We start from the raw sequence: 20,329 nt of genomic DNA on the forward strand, positions 1-20,329 counted from the left end.
CGCTTTCCACCACCACGTCCGCCTTGGGCAGGCGTTCGGCTTCTTCCGGAGGAAGCGCCATCGCCGCACCCAGATCCAGCGCAAGCGCGCGCTTTTCCGGGCTTGGATCCACTGCCATCACCGGCACCGCGCCCGCCGCCAGCGCCCCCAGAAGCGCCGCCAGCCCGACGCCGCCAAGGCCGAACACCGTTACCGATTCGCCCGCCCGCGTGGCCGCAGTGTTCAGCACGGCGCCAACACCGGTCAGCACCGCGCAGCCGAACAGGGCGGCGATTTCGGGCGGAATGTCGGCATCGACCTTCACCGCCGAGCGCCGGTCGATCACGGCATGCGTTGCAAAGGCGGAAACGCCCAGATGATGCTGCACCGGCGCGCCGCATTCGTGCAGGCGGACGCCGCCCGCCAGCAGCCGGCCTGCGCCATTGGCCGCCGATCCCTCGGCGCAGAGATACCCCTCGCCGCCGGTGCAGGCCGCACATTCGCCGCACGAAGGCAGGAACGCCAGCACTACCCGGTCGCCCGTGCGGAACTGCCGGTCGTCGGCGTCGCCGGTTGTAACGACCGTCGCACAGGCTTCGTGCCCCAGCGCCATCGGCATCGGCCGCGGCCGGTCGCCGTTGATCACCGACAGGTCCGAGTGGCACAGCCCGGCGGCTTCGATCTTCACCAGCAACTCGCCGGGGCCGGGCGGGTCGAGGTCGAGTTCGCACAGATCCAGCGGCGCGGTCTGGCCATATGGGCGCGCGTGGCCGCCGCAACTGCGCAATACTGCCGCCCGGATCTTCATTATGCCCCCTTCGCCGCTGCGGCATCCTTCGCGGCCTTGGCCTCTGCGCCGTCACCGCTCAGCAGTTCGGCAATCCACGCCAGCGACGGATTGTGCCGCAGCACCGACAGCAGCACGATCGTGATCTGCACGCCGATGAAGGCGCCCGGAATGCCCCAGATGATCGCCCAGAAAAACACCGAGAACAGCACCAGCACCGCCGACATCGACAGCGCGCTGCCCGCCATCAGCGGTTCGATATAGCTGCCCAGCACGAAGTTGATCGCGCTCGTTCCGCCGACAGCCGCCAGCACCATCCACAGGCTGCCGAACTGTGCGGCGGCGAACAGGCCGATGAAGATCGCCACGATCAACGGCCCGATGAACGGGATGAAGTTCATCGTCCCCACCAGAATCGCCCAGGCCAGCGGTTCCTCAAGGCCGATCAGCCGGAAGAACAGATAACAGACCACGGTGTCGATCGCCGAAACCACCAGCCTGACCTTCATATAAAGGCCGAACTTGGCCGACACGTCGGCGGCAATCGCCGACACCCGCATTCCCGGACGCCCTGCCTCGATCCGCGCCAGCCGCCGCGCCATGCCTTCCAGTTCGGTCAGACCCAGCACCACGAACACGAACACCAGCAGCGCAAAGCCGCTGATGACCCGCGCCTGATCGACGATCGCCATCACCGGGCCGACGATCCAGCGCGGTTCGAAGCTGGATGGCAGCAGGAACTCCATCGGCATGTCCTGGCTGGCCAGAAAATCGTTCACCTGCCGATAGACGGCGTCGAAACGGCCCATATTGGCCATCACCCAGCCGGCCACCTGCCCGATGCCCCACATCACCATCGAGAAGAACAATACCAGCACCACCAGCGTCAGCAGCACCGTCGCCAGCAGCGCCACACCCTTGCCGACGATCGGCTGCAACCGCTGCATGAAGCGCGCGGTAAGCGCGATGATGAACAGCGCGAACACCAGCGGCTCGAACACCGGCGCGCCGAAATACAACAGCACCATCGCACTGAGCAGCCCAACCAGCGCCAGCGCCAGCGCTGCCCCCCCCCGCTTCATGCCATCGATCGAAGCCACCACGCAAAACCCCTACCGGACGCCTGTTCCGGCTTAGACACGGATTTTCGGGGAAATTCCAGCAGCCTTTGGCCGCCGGCCGTCATGGTGCTGCCGGGGAGGATTGAACTCCCGACCTCAGCCTTACCAAGGATGCGCTCTACCACTGAGCTACGGCAGCATGCCATGACAGGCGCGACAAACCCGGCGTGCGGGCCTCGCGGTGGCGGCGCGCTTGCATGAGGAGGCGCGCGAAGTCAAGCCAAGGCAGGCTGAAAATGCCCCGTCAGGCTGGTGCAGGCGCCGGTCCGGCGGCGGCCGGAAGCGTCAGAACCGCCATCAGCCCGCCAAGATCCTCGCTTTCCAGAAGCCGCACATTACCGCCGTAGATCGCCGCCACATCGCGGACGATCGCAAGCCCAAGCCCGGTGCCGGGCATCCCGGTATCGAGCCTTGTGCCGCGCTCGAACATCGCCTCGCGCTGTTTCAGCGGGATGCCGCGTCCGTCGTCCTCGACCTGAATCCGGATCATCGCGCCGTCCCGGCCCCACGTTTCACCCACCGTCACGAACACGCGCCCGCCGCCATATTTCGCCGCGTTGTCGATCAGGTTTCCGGCCATTTCCTCAAGATCCTGTCGTTCGCCGCGGAACATCGCGCCCCGGTCGCCTGCAATGTCGATCACCACGCCGCGCGCTTCGTAGATGCGCTCGACTGCGGTGATCAGTCGCTCCAGCGTCGGCCAGACCTCGGCACGCGCCGTCGCCGATGTGCGCCGGCCCATCGCCCGCGCGCGCGCCAGATGGTGATCGACATGGCGGCGCATCGCCGAAAGTTCGCGGATCACGGCTGCCGCAAGGTCGGGCGAATCGGCCGCCGCCTCGTTGGTCAGCACGCTCATCGGTGTCTTCAGGGCGTGCGCAAGGTTGCCGGCATGGGTGCGCGCTTCCTCGGCGGCCAGTTCGTTATGCTGCAACAACGCGTTCAGTTCATTCACCAGCGGCGCGACTTCCGGGGGAACGTCGGTCAGCGGCACCCTGCTGGCCCGGCCGGAACGGATCGCGCTAAGCGAAGCGGAAATCCGGCCCAGCGGCATCAGCCCGACACTTGCCTGCACGATCGCCAGCAGCATCAGCCCGGCGCCCAGTGCCGCCAGCGAGGTGAACAGCGTGCGCCGCACGCGGGCAAGCTGATCATCGAGCCGGGCCGTGCTTTGCGCTACCTGAAAACGCCAGGTCACGCTGGAGCCGGGGATGATCCCGTCGCGTTCGATGATCCGCAGCGGCTCGTTGCTGAACTCGGTCGAGCGCGAAACGCAGGGTTCGACGCACGATTTCGAGAAATCGACCGGCAGTTCCCGATCCCACAACGACCTCGACCGGAACGGATGCCGTCCTTCGGCTGCAACCTGCCAATACAGGCCGGAATAGGGTTCGTTGAAGGCGGGGTCGACCGGCGGGCGGTTGAACCGCACTTCGCCGAACGGGTCCAGCTCGGCGGCGGCAAGCATCGCCGGGATGGCGGCTGCCAACTGGTCGTCGAAATTGCGAACGATGGTGCCAGTGACGATCCGGTCCAGCGCCACCCCGCCGACAAGCAGAAGCCCGGCGATCCAGAAAGCCGCCAGCAGCACGATCCGGCGGCGCAGCGAACCCGGCGCGCGTGCGCCGTCCGCCGCACCGCCTGACCGGACCTCAGCCGTCGAGGCTGTAGCCGAGGCCGCGGATGGTGGTGATGAGATCTGCGCCAAGCTTCTTCCGGATCCGCGTGATGAACACTTCGATCGTGTTCGAGTCGCGATCGAAGTCCTGATCGTAGATATGCTCGATCAGCTCGGTGCGGGAAACCACCTTGCCCTTGTGATGCATCAGATACGACAGCAGCTTATATTCCTGCGCCGTCAGTTTGACCGGCTCTCCGGCAAGAGTGACGCGACCGGACCGGGTATCCAGACGAACATCGCCCGCCACCAGTTCCGACGACGCATTGCCGCTGGCGCGACGAATCAGCGCCCGCAGCCGCGCAATCAGTTCTTCCGACTGGAAGGGCTTCGCCAGATAGTCGTCGGCGCCCGCATCCAGCCCGGCAACCTTGTCCGACCAGCTATCGCGCGCCGTCAGCACCAGAACCGGCATGACATGGCCCGCCTTGCGCCAGCGGTCGAGGACGGTCAGCCCGTCGACTTCCGGCAGGCCCAGATCGAGGATCACCGCGTCGTAGCTCTCGGTTTCGCCGAGGAACTGCCCTTCCTCGCCGTCATGTGCGCTGTCGACCGCATAGCCGGACGATTCCAGCGTCTGCCGCAACTGCCGCGCCAGCGTCGGCTCGTCCTCGACGATCAGGATCCGCATGCCCTTTTTGTACTCCTGCCGTTAGTGGCGCACGCTTGCGCGCTATTGCCGGATGGAAAGCTCGCGGCCGGTGCGGCCGTCCATGTCCACCCAGACCACGTTGCCACCCGGACGCACGAATTTGAAGCGATAGATGTTGCGCGAAATATCCGGCTCGACGCCCAGATACTGCCCGCGCCCGACGGTCTGCGCCCGATGCAGCAGCTCCTCGAAGCTGCGATTCTGCCCCAGTTCGCGCTGCGAACGCGCATGTTCCTGGTCGGAAATGTCGCGGCCCTGACGGAAGCCCTGCCGGTCGCCGCCATCACGCTGGAAAGCCAGCGAAGGAGTGGCAGCCATCAGCATCAGCACGGCCGCACAGGCGGCGGCGGCATGCGATCTGGGTGGAAAGGGATTTACAGGCGGTTTCATGATGATGGGCCACGCCTAGGGCTTTGGCCGTGAACTCGTTCTGAATGGTCCCTCACGCCGCCATGGTTGCCTCAGCGGCTGCCACATGGCAAGCGCTGCCGCGCAATGGCTGCCCCGATCGTATCCCTCGAAGATATTTCCCTCCGGCAAGGCGACGGCCTGCTGTTCTCGGATCTGTCGCTCTTCATCGGCGAGCGCGACCGCATGGCGCTGATCGGCCGCAACGGCGTCGGCAAGACGACCCTGTTGCGCCTGATCGCCGGAACCCTCGAACAGGATCTCGGCCGCAGGTCGGTCAGGCCCGGCGCACGGATCGTCGTGCTGCCGCAGGATCCGGCGGTCGCCGGCTTCGAAACGCTGGCCGATTTCGCGCTGGCAGGCCCGAACGCCCCGCCACGCCACGCCGTGGAAGCGATTGCCACGCAACTGGGCCTCGACCTCTCGATCACCTCTGAAACCTCGTCCGGCGGCGAACGGCGGCGCGCCTCGATCGCCCGCGCCCTCGCCGAGGAACCGGATCTGCTGCTGCTCGACGAGCCGACCAACCATCTCGACCTCGAAGCGATCGACTGGCTGGAAGGCTGGCTCAGCCGCTACACCGGCGCGTTCCTCGTCATCAGCCACGACCGCACCTTCCTCACCCGGCTCACGCGCGCGTGCCTGTGGCTCGATCGCGGCCAGTTGCGGCGGCAGGAAGTCGGCTTCGGCGGCTTCGAGGCATGGACCGAAGCTGTCTATGCCGAGGAAGCCAGGTCCGCTGAAAAGATGGACGCAAAAATCGCCCAGGAACTCCACTGGCTGCAACGCGGCGTCACTGCCCGGCGGCGGCGCAACCAGGGAAGGCTCGAACGGCTGCACCTGATGCGGGCCGAGCGGCGGGCGATGCTGGGCATGCAGGGAACGGCGAAACTGGCCGTCACCGCCGACGACAGCAAAACCAAGATCGTCATCAACGCCGAGAATATCTCGAAATCCTTTGGCGACCGGCAGATCATCCGCGACTTCTCGATCCGCATCCAGCGCGGAGACCGGATCGGCGTGGTCGGTCCGAACGGCACCGGCAAGACGACGCTGCTGAAACTGCTGACGGGCGAACTGCAACCCGACACCGGCACCGTCACCCGCTCGAAAACATTGTCGGGCATCACCATCGACCAGCAGCGCAAGCTGATGGATCCAAGCCGCCGCGTGCGCGACGTGCTGGCCGACGGCGGCGACTGGATCACCGTGCGCGGCTCGAAGAAGCATATTCAGGGCTATCTGAAGGAATTCCTGTTCCAGCCGACCGTGGCCGACGCCAGAATCGGCGGCTTTTCCGGTGGCGAACGCTCGCGGCTGCTGCTTGCGCGCGAATTTGCCCGCGAATCAAACCTGCTCGTCCTCGACGAACCCACCAACGATCTCGACCTCGAAACCCTCGACCTGTTGCAGGAAGTCATCGCCGACTATGAAGGCACGGTCCTCATCGTCAGCCACGACCGCGATTTTCTGGACCGCACCACCACGATGACAATCGGTCTCGATGGTTCGGGCCGGGTCGATCTGGTGGCGGGGGGGTTCCGCGAACTCGAAGCCCTGCGGGCATCGCGGGCGTCGGCGCAAAAGCCCGGCGCACAACAACGCTCAGCCACCCCGACAGCAGACCGCCCACGCGACGCACAGCCGAAGAAGCTGGGCTTTCGCGATCAGCATGATCTGGAGAAGCTGCCAGCGCGTATCGCCAAGCTGGAAGCAGGCATCGCCGCACACGAAACAAGCCTTGCCGACGCCGATCTTTATGCGCGTGATCCCGACAGGTTCAACCGCCTGACCGCCGAAGTGGAAAAGTTGCGCGCCGAACTGTCCGCCGCCGAGGAACGCTGGCTGGAAGTTGCCGAAAAGGCCGAGGCGCTGGGCTGAGCTTCAGCCCGGCGTCCGACCAACCGGTCAGGCGAACTCGACGCCTTCGCCCGGCTCCATGTCGATGCGTGCGTCATGCAGCCCGGCGCCGTGCAGCGGGGCTGCATCCGGCGTGTCCGAACGAATGAACACCTCGACGCGCGGCGCGATATTGTCGCGCCAGCGGCGGCCGTTGAAGATGCCATAGTGGCCGACTTCCTCGGCCATCAGATAGACCTTGTCTTCGTCGGCCAGATTGACCGCGATCTCCAGCGCGGCCCTGGTCTGCCCGAGGCCGGAAATATCGTCGCGCTCGCCCTCGATCGCCATCAGCCGCACGTCGGTGATTGCGCCAGGATCGACCTTGACGCCCCGGTGCGTCATCTCTCCCTTCGGGAGCAGATGGCGCTGAAACACCACGTCGATGGTTTGCAGATAGAATTCCGAAGTCATGTCGCAGACGGAACGATATTCGTCGTAGAATGATTTGGTGCTGTCGGCGGATTCGCCATCGCCCTGCACCAGATGTTTGAACATCTCCCAGTGCGAAACCATGTGGTTGCCCAGATTCATCGACATGAATCCGGCCAGTTGCAGAAAGCCCGGATAGACCTTGCGCCCACCGCCCGGATAGTAAAGCGGCACCTGCGCGATGACGTTCTGCCGGAACCATGCATGCGGCCGCTGCATCGCCAGATCATTGACTGCGGTCGGAGCACGGCGGGTATCGACGGGGCCGCCCATCATGGTCAGCGAAGCGGGGCGCGCCGGATGCTTTGCCGCCGACATCAGGCAGACCGCCGCGTAAACGGGAACGGATGGCTGGCAGACGGCCAGCATATGGGTGCGCGGCCCGCCTTCCGGGGTGATCTGCGCCAGCCAGTCGGTCACATAATCGATATAGTCGTCGAGGTCGAAGCGCCCTTCGCCGGGCGGAACCATCTTCGCGTCGCGCCAGTCGGTGATATAGACGTCGTGGCTCGGCAGCATGCGTTCAACCGTGCCGCGCAGCAGCGTTGCATAATGGCCCGACATCGGCGCCACGATCAGCAGCTTCGGATCATCCGCGCGCGCGCCGTGGCGAACAAAATGCTTCAGTTGTCCGAACGGCTTGCGGCCGACGATTTCCTCGGTCACCTGCACGATGCGGCCGTCGCAGACCGTCGCATCCAGGCCGAAGCCGGGCTTTCCGTAAGGCGCCGCCGCGTGCGAGAACACGTCGAGCGCGGCAGCCGCCACTTCGCCCGCACCGCTATAGGCCAGCGGATTGGCGGGGCTGCCCCACCAGGCTGCACTCAGCCGGGCTGCGGCACTTGCGCCGCTCAGCCAGCCGCGACCCAGTTCATATGCATCATAGAGCATGACCAACCCCCTTCATCTCGTCGTTTCCCCCGGGGGTCCGGTTGTCCCAGCCTCCCCGGAACATATTCTGCACGCCATGCCTGTCGCTCAAACCACGACACCTCCGCTTGATTGATCCTGAGTCTAGTAGTTTTTCCGCGCCTGTGAATAGAAATTTTTGCAACGCAACCGGATCGACCCCATATCCGCCTCATCAGGCAGGAGAAAGAATATGGTTGATACCTCCGGCACATCGCGTCCGCTGCACGGGCGCCGCGCCACCGTAACCGGGTCCACCAGCGGCATCGGTCTCGCAATTGCAAAAGCGCTGGCTGAAGCCGGCGCCGATGTCGCACTGAACGGCTTCGGCGACCACAGCGCCGCTATGGAAAGCGTCGCCGAACATGGTACGCGGGTGGTGTTCGTCGGCGCCGACATGTCGAAAGGCGCCGACGCGCAGGCGTTCATCGGCGAAGTGCAAAAGCAACTGGGCGGGCTGGACATTCTGGTCAACAACGCCGGGATCCAGCACGTCGCCCCGGTCGAGGAATTCCCCGACGACAAGTGGGACGCGATCCTCGCGCTCAACCTGTCCTCGGACTTCCACACCATGAAGGCGGCGATCCCGGCGATGAAGGCGGCGAACTGGGGCCGCATCATCAACATCGCATCGGCACACGGCCTCGTCGCGTCGCCCTACAAGTCGGCCTATGTGGCGGCGAAACACGGCGTCCTCGGCCTCACCAAGACGGCGGCTCTCGAACTGGCGGAAACGCACGTCACGGTGAACGCCATCTGCCCCGGCTTCGTCGATACGCCGCTGGTGCGCGGGCAGATCGCCGATCAGGCCAAAGCGAACCACCTGACCGAAGAACAGGTGATGAAGGACATCATCCTCGCCTCGCAGCCGACCAAGCGTTTCATCACCGCCGAACAGGTGGCGGCGCTGGCGCTTTATCTGTGTTCGGATGCGGCAAGCGGCGTCACCGGCTCGGCCTTCTCGATCGACGGCGGCTGGACCGCCCGCTGATCCCGGCCGCGCGGCGCGGGACATCCTGTCAGCGATAGAGATAGTCCCGCGTCAGCGGCGCCCCGTCGCGGTGGCGGGCCAACTGGATCTGAAAAACCGCATGATCGTCGTTGCGGAAGGCGTTGATCGCGCCTGCCAGATAAAACTCCCACATGCGGAAAAAACGCTCGTCATACAGTGCCACGATATCGGCGCGGCGGGCGCGGCAGCGCTTCAGCCAGTGCTCCAGCGTCCATGCATAGTGCAGGCGCAGCACCTCGATGTCGGTTGCGAACAGGAAAGCGCGCTCGATGTGCGGCATCACTTCGCTAAGCGCCGGCGTATAGCCACCGGGAAAGATGTATTTCGCCGTCCATGGGTCGGTCGCGCCCTTGCCGCCGGCCCGGCCGATGCTGTGGATCAGCGCCACCCCGTCTGGCTTCAGCAGCCTCGCGACATGGTCGAAATAGGTAGTGTAGTTCGGCCGGCCGACATGTTCGAACATGCCGACGGACACGATGCGATCGAAGCTCCCGGTAACGTCGCGATAATCCATCAGCTCATAGCGGACATGGGCCGACATCCCCAGTTCCTCGGCCTTCGCGCGGGCGTATTTCAGTTGTTCTTCGGATAGCGTGATGCCCAGCACCTCGGCGCCGGATATCCGGTGGATGTGGCGCGCCATGCCGCCCCAGCCGCAACCGATGTCCAGCACGCGCAAGCCGGGCTTCAGGCACAGCTTGGCGGAAATATGGGCAAGCTTGTCGCGCTGCGCGCGATCGAGATCGCTGTCGGGGCCGCGATTGTCCTCGCGGAAGTAGGCGCAGCTATATTGGCGCTCCGGGTCGAGGAACAGGTCATACAGCCGGTCTGACAGGTCATAGTGGTGGGCGACGTTGCGTTTCGCGCGCCTGCGCGCGTTCAGTTCGTCCCATCGGGCAGCGATCCGCTGCTGGTTCCACAACCCCATCCGCAGGTCGTTCGAACGATCCCAGCGGAAGTTGCGCCCGACAAGATCGACGAGGTCGCCGATATCGCCTCCCTCGACCAGCAACCGGCCATCGACAAAGGCCTCTCCGGTGCCAAGCGGCGGGTTGCGGGCAATCTTCCGCGCGGTGGCGGAATCAGTCAGTCGCACACGGACAGGTGCCGCAGCCGGATCGCCATAACGGCGGGTGGTGCCGTTCGCGTCCGTCACCTCGATCGCGCCTATGGTGATGGCGCGACCGAGCAATCTGTCGAGAAGCCACATGCCCGCATGTTGGCCCGGCAAAGCCGACAGGGCAACCCCCGAAGCCTGCCCCGATCAGAGCGCATCCAGCGCGTGACAGCCCCGCCCCGCTGCCGCTAGCGTGCGGCGCATGGCGGAACGCTTCGACGCGATCATCATCGGCGCAGGCCACAACGGGCTGGTCGCCGGCTTCTATCTGGCGCGCGCCGGGCTTCGGGTCTGCCTCGTCGAACGGCTGGCAACCGTCGGCGGCTGCGCCGTCACCGAGGAATTCGTGCCCGGCTTTCGCAATTCGGTGGCAAGCTACACCGTCAGCCTGCTGCAACCGCGCATCATCCGCGACATGCGCCTTGCCGAACGCGGCTACCGGGTCGTCACCCGTCCCGTCTCCAACTTTCTTCCGCTGGATGATGGCCGCTATCTGCTCTCGGGCGGCGGCCTCGCCCGCACGCAGGCTGAATTCGCTCGCTTCTCCAGAGCCGATGCCGCTGCACTTCCCCGCTATCAGCAGATGCTGGACGAAGTGGCCGACGTGCTGCGGGCGCTGGCCTTGCAGACCCCGCCGGATGCCGGCGGCGGCCTCGCCGATCTTGTCCGGCTTGTCGGTCAGGCACGGCCCGTTGCCGGGCTTTCGCTCGAACGCCAGCGCGACCTTCTGGCGCTGTTCACCCGTTCGGCGCGCGAATTCCTCGAGGACTGGTTCGAAAGCGAGCCGGTGCAGGCGGTGTTCGGTTTCGATTCGATCGTCGGCAATTATGCCAGCCCCGACACGCCCGGTTCCGCCTATGTGCTGCTGCATCATGTGTTCGGCGAAGTGAACGGTCGCAAGGGCGAATGGGGCCATTGCATCGGCGGCATGGGTGCGATCACGCAGGCGATGGCCGCCGCCGCGCGCGACGCCGGCGCCGAGATCCGGCTGGAAAGCCCGGTCGGGCGCGTGCTGGTCGATAGCGGCCGCGTCGCCGGGGTGCGGCTGGCGGGCGGCGCCGAACTGCACGCGCCGGTCGTGCTGTCGAACCTCGGGCCGAAACCGCTGGTGCAGCACCTTCTGGACCCTGCCGACGTCGCGCCCGAAGTGCGCGCCCGGATCGATGGTTTCCGCACCGGTTCGGGCAGCTTCCGCATGAACGTCGCGCTTTCGGGGCTGCCGCGGTTTTCCGCCCTTCCCTCCGATGGCGAACATCACCGCTCGGGCATCATTCTGGCGCCCAGTCTTTCCTACATGGACCGGGCGTTCACCGATGCGAAAAACTTTGGCTGGTCGCGCCAGCCGATCGTCGAGATGCTGATCCCCTCGACGGTCGATCCGTCGCTTGCCCCCGAAGGCGCGCATGTCGCCAGCCTGTTCTGCCAGCAGTTCGCACCCCGCCTGCCGGACGGCCGCGACTGGAAGCAGGCCGAAGACGCCGCCGCCGACACCGTGTTCGACACCATCGAGCGGTTCGCGCCGGGCTTTCGGAAGCTGGTGGTCGGCCGGCAGATCCTGTCGCCGCAGGGGCTGGAAGCACGGTTCGGGCTGGCCGACGGCGACATATTCCACGGTCGCATGAGCCTCGACCAGCTCTGGTCGGCAAGGCCGCTTCTGGGGATGGGCGCCTATCGCGGGCCGGTCGGCGGCCTGTATCTCTGCGGCGCCGGCAGCCACCCCGGTGGCGGCGTCACCGGCGCGCCGGGGCACAACGCGGCGCGCGCAGTGCTGGCGGATCGGGGGGTTTTCGCACGATTCCTTCGCCGCTAGTCTGCCCGGCATGGCGGGATGGTGGGACAGGCATGTGGTGCCGCGCGCGATCGGTTTCTGCTGCACGCAGCCGCCGATCATGGAGCGCCGCGCTGAAGTCGTGCCGCTGGCCACAGGCCATGTCCTCGAACTGGGCGCAGGCGGCGGCGCCAATCTCGGCTTTTATGACCGGCGCGCCATCAAGTCCGTAACCGGCGTTGATCCGTCAGACGAACTGATCGACCTCGCCCGGAAACGCGCCACCGATGCCGACGCCGGTTTCTTCCGGGTGGAGCACGGCACCGCCGAGGCACTGCCCTTCGCCGACGCCAGCTTCGACACAGTGGTTTCCACCTTCACGCTTTGTTCGGTCGCCGATCAGGCGCAGGCGTTGCGCGAAGCGCGCCGGGTGCTGAAACCCGGCGGGCGGCTGCTGTTTCTGGAACATGGATTGTCGCCCGATGCAGGCACCCGCAAATGGCAGCACCGGCTCGATCCCCTGTGGTGCAGGCTGGTCGGCGGGTGCCACCTGGCGCGGCCCGTCACCGCCGCCATCGAGAGCGCAGGCTTCACCGTAGCCGACAGGCACGGCCGCTATATGGAACGGACGCCGCGCTTCGTCGGCTGGGTGGAATGGGGGGCGGGCAGCACCGGCTGACGCGCCGCCCCGTCATCCGATCCTCAGAACATCAGCTTTCGCACCGAGATTTCGATGCTGCGGCCCACCGGATCCATGTACCAGGGCTGATAGCCGATCGGCGTATTGCCGACGGAATCGCGCACATCGACACGATCGTTCAGCAGGTTGTTCACCCCGATCGACACCCGCATCCCGCGTACCCACGGCGCCTTGGCAACCAGATCCAGCCGCTGCCCCAGATCGGCGAACAGGCGCAGGTTCAGCGTCGTCAGGCTGGAAAAATGCAGGTCTCCGGCGCCGGGCTGTGCGGCCGGGCCTGCCAGCACCCGCGTTCCCGTCTGCCATTTCACCGAGGCAAAGCCGCCATAGCCGCTGCGGTTCGCCATCACCCGGCCTTCCAGCATGTGGCGCGGCGTGCCGCCGGTGCCGCCGGCCGCCGATCCGTTCAGCATATCGAGTTCAGGCAGGCCATCACGGATCAGCACACGGTCGGCAAATCGCCAGCTATGATAGAGCGACAGCATCAGCCGCCCCTCGCCAAAGCCGCCGCCGCCCGGTCGTCCGGCCGGGCCGCCGCCGGGGCCGCGCTGCTGCTGCATCCAAGCGGGAACGCCGGGCATCGGCTTGCCGCTTGCTTCGGCTTCCTTGCGGGCCTTTTCCAGTTCGGCACGCCGGCGGGCCATCGCCTCGAGGTCGGCCTTCGATGCCTTCAGTTTGGCGGTATAGTTGAAGCCCCAGCGCAGCTCCGAACGGTCGGACCGGGCGAAATTCACCGGCCGGTTGTCCATGAACAGCAACTGCCCGCTGGAATCGCGGATGAAACGATCGGGAAAGGCTGCTTCGATTTCGGCGGTCGCGGCCGGGAAGCTGGAAATCGGCCCGGTGATGCGCGTGCGCACGAAATCCGCCTGCAGGTCGATGTCGGCGCTTTGCAGCGGCTTCAGCCGCGCGCCAAGCTTCCACGTCAGCCGGTTGTCGGCCGCAAGATCGGGGTTGCCGCCGTCCAGCCGGGTGATTTCCACGGTCTCTCCGGTTACATAGTCGAAGATGCGGACATTGGGCGTCTGGATCTGCGGATTGCCCAGTTGCTGCATGGTCGGAATGCCGCGCTCCGAGGTGAACGACGCGATCATCTGCAACGGCTGCACCGGCCGCCAGGTCAGGCCGCCGCCCCAGGTGACGAAGGTGCCGAAATCCGAATAGCGATCGACCGAGGCGTTGCCGTTCAAAGACAGGTCGCCCAGCGGTTGCAGCACATCGTTGCGCCGGCTGGCGATCGGGATGTCGAGGCTGGCCTGCGCCGTGCCCTGCGTGCGCTGAAGATCGGCTTCGCTGACGCCCAGAATACGTTCGGCGTAGCTGTGGATCTGCCGCCGATCCAGCCCGAGCTTCATGCTGGTCGAGACGCCGCCCGCCGGAAGCTCGGCCACGCGCCCGGCCAGCACCGCCTCGACCAGGCTGCGGTCGTTGTTCGACGTCGCGCGTTCGCGCTGCATCGGGCCGTTGATGGCGTTGTCGGCAAAGGGATTGTAGCCCGCGTCTCCGGCCAGCAACCGGGCCTGCACGTCGGAGAGGTCCAGCGACCTGTCGGTCAGCGTTCGGCTTTCGTCATGGTCGTGGCTTGCAGTCAGCGACCAGCGCCAGCTTTGCAGCTCGCCGTTGAACGCCGCCGCCAGACGCCCGCTCCAGGTGGCGTTGTCGCGCACCAGTGCGCCAGGCGCCGCCGCATAGGCCAGCAAGCGCGTATCACCGGCAAAGGGCGACCACGGATTCCCGCCCGGCAGCAGCAGATTGGCGGTCGCCAGCCCCTGCCGGCTTATCTGTGAACCGGCGGTCAGCCGGGCCGAAAGCGTCATCTGCACTTTCGACGACAACGGGCGGGCGATGCTGACACCGGCGGAAAAATCGGTCGTTTGCGGCGACAGGGTGCGATAATCGCCCAGATTGGTGCTGTTCGGCTGGTTCGCAGTGGCGGCGAACTGGCCCAGCGTCGGCGGCAAAGCGGCGGCCGATCCCGGCACGCCCGCCACCGTCACCACGCCTCCGGCCAGCGCCGACAGCGCCGGATCGATCTCGGCGCCGGGCGTCAGGCCGGTGATGTTGCCGCCGATCGCATAGGGGAACGCCGGGTCTGCCTGCACCACGTCGCGCTGGCTTTCCAGCAGCGCGTTCGAATATTTCAGCGAAACGTCGAACAGCAGGCGGCTGTCGTCCTGCACGCGGAACACAGAACCGCCGAGATTGAGGTTCGCAACATCGCCCGCCGTCGGGCCGCCGATGCCCGCCGTCACCGTCTGCGACTGGAAACGCGGCCGCAGGATCACGTTGATCACCCGCTGGTCCGCCCGATAGCCATAGGCCAGCGCGGTTTCCTCGGGGAAGACTTCAAACTTCTGGATTGCTTCCGACGGAATGCTGTGGACTTCCCGGAAGCCCGAAACCCGCCGGCCGTTCACCAGCACCACCGGCGGCTCGCCGCCACGGCCGCGGCTGCTGCTGGTCTGCGCGGAAAGCTGCTGCACCAGATCCTGCAGGCTGTCGGCCCCGAACGCGCGGATGTCGCGCTCGTCGAGCGAAAGTTCGGCCTGCACATCGGATGCGATCGCCCCGCGTTCGCGCCCGGCAACCACCACGATATCCTCGGCGGTTTCCCCTTCGTCGACTGGCGCTGCCGGCTTCACGTCGGGCGGGGCGGCCGAAGGCGCTTCCTGTGCGGAAACGGCTGTCGAAAGCAGCAGAAGGGCGAATGCGGCACCGGCCGCGCGCGGATCGTTCATGAACACAGCATCCTTTACGGCAACAACCGCCGGTTTCCCCCGCACCCTTCGGACGCGCGGCGTTAGCCGATCGGCCGCATCGATACGAGCAGCAACTGAAGCACGCCTGAACTAATTGTCGGAAAAGCCGAATGGCGTGCTGGTGCGCCGGTAATCGTCGGGCAGCATGTCGCGGCCGATGGGGGGGGCTGCGCGTGCGATGCACCCTGCCCGATGGCAGAGCCGGCAGCCGATGCCGATCGGCGTTGCCGCTTCGTTCATCGGCGCATCGGGCGCGCGGGCATAGATCAGCCGGTCGGCATGTTCTGCCGCACAGACCAGCGCAATCGCCCGTTCCGCGCGCGGCGCACCATAGGCGCCGCCACCTTGCGTCACCGTGCGGGCGACGGAAAAAAACCGCTCGCCGTCGGGAAGCTCGATCCACTGGCTGACGATCCGCCTGGGGGTCTGGAACACCTGATGCACCGACCACAGCGGGCATCCACCGCCGTGGCGGGCGAACGGGAAACCGGCGCCGTCCAGCCGCTTCGACACATTGCCCGCCTGATCGACCCGCAAAAAGAAGAACGGCACCCGTTCATGCCCCGGCTTTTGCAGCGTCGTCAGCCGATGCGCCGCCTGCTCGAAGCTTGCGCCAAAACGCCGGGCCAGCGCCTCGATGTCATAGTGGCGCTGGTCGGCGGCGCGCGCGAACGCCGCATAGGGCATCTGGATGGCGGCGGCCGCGTAGCTGGCAAGCGCGCGATGGGTCAGGCGGCGACCGTTCTCGCTTTCGAACTGCCCGTCGCGCATCTGCGCCTCGATCTCGGCACGCAATTCCAGATAGGCCAGTTGCAGCGCGAGCTGAAAATTCTGGCTGGCGCCGTCGATCTGGTCGTCCAGTTGCACTTCGCGGCCATGATGGTTCAGCCGCCTGACCGCCCCCATCATCACGTCGGGTGGCAGACGCCGCACCTTCAGGCCGTGGCGCGCACGCAGATAGGAAGCTAGCCCGCCCGCCTCACCCACTACTGCGGCGGTGCGTTCGGCTGCTTCGTCGAGCGCCGGGAAACAGTTGCGGCGGGCGGCCAGAAACCGCCGCGATTCCGCAACCGGGTCGGCGGCTGCATCGGCTGCGGTTACACCTTCGCGGGCGGCGTCGCCCTCATCTGCCACGCGGTCGGCCAGCGCCAGTTGTTCCTCGCGCCAGGCGGTGTGCAGCCGCAGCAGGGCTTCGGCGAAACCAGGATAGTTGGCGGCGACGTCGGCCGCCTCCATCGCAGGCAGGTCGATGTCGGCGAAGATCGGGTCGCGCAGCACCGCCGTCAGGCGCGACTGCTGCTCGGCGCCGCCGTCTCCGGCCAGTCGGGCGATATCCAGATCATAGGTGCGCGCCAGCCGGATCAGCAGGTCGGCGGTCAACGGCCGCTGGTTGCGTTCGAGAAGCGCCACATAGGAAGCCGAGATTTCAAGATCCGCGGCCATGTTGGCTTGCGTCAGGCCGAGGTCGCGCCGGATGCGCCGCAGCCTTGGGCCGATATATCTGCTGTCCTGCACAATGATCGCCTTCGAAGTATGCTGCTTTACAACATGACACGCAAACATTGTAAAGTTTTACAGGTGAACGAAACAGCACTCGCGGCGGGGATCGCGGCAGGGATAGGAACTGGCCATCCACTCCAACGCAAACATGCGGAGCGCACCGATGACCAACTACAGCCAGCACATCGCCCAGACCGGCAAGCTGATCGAATCGAAGAACGGCACCTGGGATGGTATCAGCGCCGAGGCAGTCGCGCGGATGCGGCTGCAGAACCGTTTCCGCACCGGTCTCGACATCGCCCGTTACACCGCCGCCATCATGCGGCGCGACATGGCGGCCTATGATGCCGACCCGGCGCAATATACCCAGTCGCTCGGCTGCTGGCACGGCTTCATCGGACAGCAGAAGATGATCGCCATCAAAAAGCATTTCGGCAGCACGAAACGCCGCTACCTCTATCTGTCGGGCTGGATGGTCGCGGCGCTGCGCTCGGAATTCGGCCCGCTGCCCGATCAGTCGATGCACGAGAAAACCTCGGTGCCCGCGCTGATCGAGGAACTCTATACCTTTCTGAAGCAGGCCGATGCGCGCGAGCTGGGCGGGCTGTTCCGCGACCTCGACAAGGCGCGCGCCGCCAGCGACACCGCGCGCGAAAAGCTGCTGATCGACGCCATCGACAACCATGAAACCCATGTCGTGCCGATCATCGCCGACATCGACGCCGGTTTCGGCAATGCAGAAGCCACCTATCTGCTGGCGAAAAAAATGATCGAGGCCGGCGCCTGCGCGCTACAGATCGAAAATCAGGTGTCCGATGAAAAGCAGTGCGGCCACCAGGACGGCAAGGTGACGGTCCCGCACGACGATTTCATCGCCAAGGTGCGCGCCTGCCGCTACGCCTTCATGGAACTGGGCGTCGACGACGGCATCATCGTCACCCGCACGGATTCGCTTGGCGCCGGCCTCACCAAGCAGATCGCCGTTTCGCATGCGCCGGGCGATCTGGGCGACCAGTACAACAGCTTCCTCGACTGCGAAGACGTAGCGCCCGGCGAAATCGGCAACGGCGATGTGCTGATCAACCGCAACGGCAAGCTGGTCCGTCCGAAGCGGCTGCCGTCGAACCTGTTCCAGTTCCGCGAAGGAACCGGCGCCGACCGTTGCGTGCTCGACAGCATCACCTCGCTGCAGAACGGCGCCGACCTGCTGTGGATCGAAACGGAAAAGCCCCACATTGAGCAGATCGCCTCGATGATGGACCGCATCCGCGAAGCAGTGCCCAACGCCAAGCTGGTCTATAACAATTCGCCCAGCTTCAACTGGACGCTGAGCTTCCGCCAGCAGGTGTTCGACGCCTGGACCAGGGAAGGCCGCGACGTCTCGAACTATGACCGCGCCAACCTGATGAGCGTTATCTACGACCAGACCGACCTTGCCGCCGAAGCCGACGAGCGCATCCGCACCTTCCAGCGCGACGCTTCGGCGCGGGCGGGGATTTTCCACCACCTGATCACCCTGCCGACCTACCACACGGCCGCATTGTCGACCGACAATCTGGCGCGGGAATATTTCGGCGAACAGGGAATGCTGGGCTATGTGAAGAACGTGCAGCGCGCCGAGATCCGGCAGGGCATCGCCTGCGTGAAACACCAGAACATGTCCGGCTCGGACATCGGCGACGACCACAAGGAGTATTTCGCCGGCGACGCCGCGCTGAAGGCCGGCGGCACGCTGAACACGATGAACCAGTTCGCCTGACGAACTGACGATCACCCCCGGGGGAGAGGGGGAAGGCCGGCGCCAGCAATGCGCGCCGGCCTTTTCGTTGGCGCGCCCGCCTCTCGCCATCCCGGCAGGCAAACCCGGTTCAACTGTCGGCCACCGGATCGATTCCACTTCCCCGATTGCGCGTGCTAGGCAGGAAAAAGTCGCATCCACGAGGGAGAGTGAAGCATGCCAGCCATCGTCCAGATCAACTTCCACAACGACATCTCGGAAGAGGAGCTGGCCCAGACCTCCAACCCCGAGCGGGCGAAGATGTTCTGGAACGTCGATGGCCTGCGCTGGAAGGTCTGGCTGCGCGATGCCGAGCGGCGCGAAAGCGGTGGAATCTACCTGTTCGCGACGCGCGCAGCCGCCGAGGCCTATGTCAGCGGGCCGATCGCCGCCGCCATCAAGACGCTGCCGCACACCTCGGCGCATTCGATCAAGCTGTTCGACGTGCGCGACGATGTCAGCGCCATCACCGGCGCGCCGCTCGACGTCGACATGAAACGCGGCTGAGGCGCCAGCATGGCGGGCTTCGATTTCGACCGCCCGCTGGACCGCCGCAACCCGGCAGACAGCGTGAAATGGCTCTATCGCGGCACCGACGTGCTGCCGATGTGGATTGCCGACATGGAATTCGCCGCGCCTGACACCGTGGTCGACGCCATGGCCGAGCGGCTGCGGCATCCGGTGTTCGGATACGCCATGGCCGACACGGAAACCCGGCAGGCGGTCGTCGACTGGGTGCAGACCCACTATGACTGGGCGATCCGGCCGGAAGACATCGTGTTTCTGCCCGGCACCCTGCCGGGAATCGCCATGGGGCTGCTGTCTACGCTGTCGCCGGGGGATGGCGTCGTCATGCAGACGCCGATCTACGGGCCGATACACAAGGCCCCCGGCCTTTGCGGCATGCGGCGGATCGACGCGCCGATCGGCATCCGGCCCGATGGCTGCACGATCGGCAGCTTCGCCGACGAGGCCCGCCACGCGCGCGCAATGCTGCTCTGCAACCCGCACAACCCTACCGGCAAGGTCTACAGCCGCGCCGAACTCGCGCTGCTGGCCGAAGCCGCCGAACGCCACGACCTCTTGATCCTGTCGGACGAGGTGCATTGCGATCTGGTCTTTCCGGGCCACCGGCACATTCCCGTCGCAACGCTCGACGAACGGACGGCTGCCCGCACCATCACCCTGATGTCCGGCGGCAAGACCTTCAACATCTCGGGCCTGAAACTTGCGTTCGCGATTATCCAGAATGCCGATCTTCGCCATCGCTTTCAGGCATCGAAGCGCGGCATGGTGCCAGCCACCGACAATCTGATGGGCCTCGTCGCCACCCGCGCCGCCTTTCACCACGCCGAGGAATGGCGGCAGGCGCTTGTCGGATATCTTGCTGAAAACGCAGCACATCTGGAACGGCGACTGGCCACGGAACTGCCCGCCGCAATGCTGGTGCGCCCCGAAGCGTCGTTCCTCGCCTGGATCGACTGCCGCGCGCTCGGCCTCGACGAGGAGCCGTCGCGCTTTTTCGAACGCCATGCGGCGCTTGCCCTTTACGCGGGCACGGATTTCGGCCCCGGCGGCGATGGCTGGGTGCGGCTGAACTTCGGCTGCCCGAGGGCAATGCTCGACGAGGCGATCGACCGCATGGTCGCAAGTGCCGCCGGCCATGCGTCTGCAAAGGGTTGAATGCGGCTCACCTGCAATCCTGTCGTTTCGCTTGAGCGCCAAATCGGCCCAACCTAGCCTTGCCCGGCACCGCCCGTCGGCTATAGCGCCGACGCAGGCTAGCGCATCTCGAGGGAATGGAAGGGTGAGGATCGTGTTCAAACTGGGT

General features: G+C 65.8%; 16 protein-coding genes and 1 tRNA gene. 7 read left to right on the forward strand and 10 right to left on the reverse strand.

Annotation, left to right across the window (positions count from 1 at the left end; all coding sequences use genetic code 11):
* The 6 genes from AC16JP_RS09955 to AC16JP_RS09980 form a co-directional block, all read right to left on the reverse strand.
* The coding region (locus AC16JP_RS09955; RefSeq protein ID WP_484340461.1) for an alcohol dehydrogenase catalytic domain-containing protein at positions 1-787 on the reverse strand (787 nt) is incomplete at its 3' end.
* Positions 787-1,869, reverse strand: a complete 1,083-nt coding sequence (locus tag AC16JP_RS09960) for an AI-2E family transporter (protein WP_484340462.1) — start codon at positions 1,867-1,869, stop codon at positions 787-789. The genes AC16JP_RS09960 and AC16JP_RS09955, both read right to left, overlap by 1 nt.
* Positions 1,870-1,951: 82 nt before the next feature.
* Positions 1,952-2,026 (reverse strand) — tRNA-Thr (locus AC16JP_RS09965).
* A gap of 105 nt (positions 2,027-2,131) precedes the next feature.
* Complete coding sequence (locus AC16JP_RS09970; protein WP_484340475.1) at positions 2,132-3,586, reverse strand: sensor histidine kinase; 1,455 nt, start codon at positions 3,584-3,586, stop codon at positions 2,132-2,134.
* Positions 3,540-4,196, reverse strand: coding sequence for a response regulator transcription factor (locus AC16JP_RS09975; RefSeq protein WP_484340463.1), 657 nt, complete (start codon positions 4,194-4,196; stop codon positions 3,540-3,542). The genes AC16JP_RS09970 and AC16JP_RS09975 overlap by 47 nt, the downstream gene beginning before the upstream one ends.
* Positions 4,197-4,238: 42 nt before the next feature.
* A complete protein-coding gene (locus AC16JP_RS09980) occupies positions 4,239-4,535 on the reverse strand; it encodes a PepSY domain-containing protein (protein ID WP_484340464.1) in 297 nt (98 codons plus the stop codon).
* Positions 4,536-4,712: 177 nt separating this feature from the next.
* Between AC16JP_RS09980 and AC16JP_RS09985 the strand changes: the two genes are divergently transcribed.
* Positions 4,713-6,506, forward strand: a complete 1,794-nt coding sequence (locus AC16JP_RS09985) for an ABC-F family ATP-binding cassette domain-containing protein (protein ID WP_484340465.1) — start codon at positions 4,713-4,715, stop codon at positions 6,504-6,506.
* Positions 6,507-6,533: 27 nt separating this feature from the next.
* On the opposite strand, the gene AC16JP_RS09990 is transcribed toward AC16JP_RS09985, so the two are convergent.
* Positions 6,534-7,847 carry a polyhydroxyalkanoate depolymerase gene (locus AC16JP_RS09990; RefSeq protein WP_484340466.1) on the reverse strand — a complete coding sequence of 438 codons (1,314 nt, stop codon included), beginning with the start codon at positions 7,845-7,847 and terminating at the stop codon, positions 6,534-6,536.
* 211 nt (positions 7,848-8,058) lie between these two features.
* On the opposite strand from AC16JP_RS09990, the gene AC16JP_RS09995 reads away from it, so the two are divergent.
* The gene (locus AC16JP_RS09995; protein WP_484340467.1) at positions 8,059-8,856 is read left to right on the forward strand and encodes a 3-hydroxybutyrate dehydrogenase; all 798 of its coding nucleotides are present in this window, start codon (positions 8,059-8,061) and stop codon (positions 8,854-8,856) included.
* Between the two features lie 28 nt (positions 8,857-8,884).
* Here the strand turns inward: AC16JP_RS09995 and AC16JP_RS10000 are convergent, their stop codons facing one another.
* Positions 8,885-10,087, reverse strand: coding sequence for a class I SAM-dependent methyltransferase (locus AC16JP_RS10000; protein WP_484340468.1), 1,203 nt, complete (start codon positions 10,085-10,087; stop codon positions 8,885-8,887).
* A gap of 109 nt (positions 10,088-10,196) precedes the next feature.
* Between AC16JP_RS10000 and AC16JP_RS10005 the strand changes: the two genes are divergently transcribed.
* Positions 10,197-11,804, forward strand: a complete 1,608-nt coding sequence (locus AC16JP_RS10005) for a phytoene desaturase family protein (RefSeq protein ID WP_484340469.1) — start codon at positions 10,197-10,199, stop codon at positions 11,802-11,804.
* A gap of 10 nt (positions 11,805-11,814) precedes the next feature.
* A complete protein-coding gene (locus AC16JP_RS10010; RefSeq protein ID WP_484340470.1) occupies positions 11,815-12,441 on the forward strand; it encodes a class I SAM-dependent methyltransferase in 627 nt (208 codons plus the stop codon).
* 23 nt (positions 12,442-12,464) lie between these two features.
* Here AC16JP_RS10010 and AC16JP_RS10015 read toward each other — a convergent pair whose 3' ends face one another.
* Both AC16JP_RS10015 and AC16JP_RS10020 read right to left on the reverse strand, forming a co-directional pair.
* Complete coding sequence (locus AC16JP_RS10015; protein WP_484340471.1) at positions 12,465-15,200, reverse strand: TonB-dependent receptor domain-containing protein; 2,736 nt, start codon at positions 15,198-15,200, stop codon at positions 12,465-12,467.
* 111 nt (positions 15,201-15,311) lie between these two features.
* Positions 15,312-16,739 carry a helix-turn-helix domain-containing protein gene (locus AC16JP_RS10020; protein WP_484340476.1) on the reverse strand — a complete coding sequence of 476 codons (1,428 nt, stop codon included), beginning with the start codon at positions 16,737-16,739 and terminating at the stop codon, positions 15,312-15,314.
* 145 nt (positions 16,740-16,884) lie between these two features.
* Here AC16JP_RS10020 and AC16JP_RS10025 point away from each other — a divergent pair, with 145 nt between their 5' ends.
* The 3 genes from AC16JP_RS10025 to AC16JP_RS10035 all read left to right on the forward strand — a co-directional run bounded on the left by AC16JP_RS10025 (position 16,885) and on the right by AC16JP_RS10035 (position 20,181).
* Positions 16,885-18,480 carry an isocitrate lyase gene (locus AC16JP_RS10025; protein WP_484340472.1) on the forward strand — a complete coding sequence of 532 codons (1,596 nt, stop codon included), beginning with the start codon at positions 16,885-16,887 and terminating at the stop codon, positions 18,478-18,480.
* Positions 18,481-18,675: 195 nt separating this feature from the next.
* On the forward strand, positions 18,676-19,005 hold the full coding sequence (locus AC16JP_RS10030) for a YdhR family protein (protein ID WP_484340473.1): 330 nt from the start codon (positions 18,676-18,678) through the stop codon (positions 19,003-19,005).
* Between the two features lie 9 nt (positions 19,006-19,014).
* Positions 19,015-20,181 (forward strand): MalY/PatB family protein, encoded by a 1,167-nt coding sequence (locus AC16JP_RS10035; protein WP_484340474.1) that lies wholly within the window; start codon positions 19,015-19,017, stop codon positions 20,179-20,181.
* Positions 20,182-20,329 lie beyond the last annotated feature (148 nt).

Source organism: Sandaracinobacteroides sp. (genome assembly GCF_057137845.1).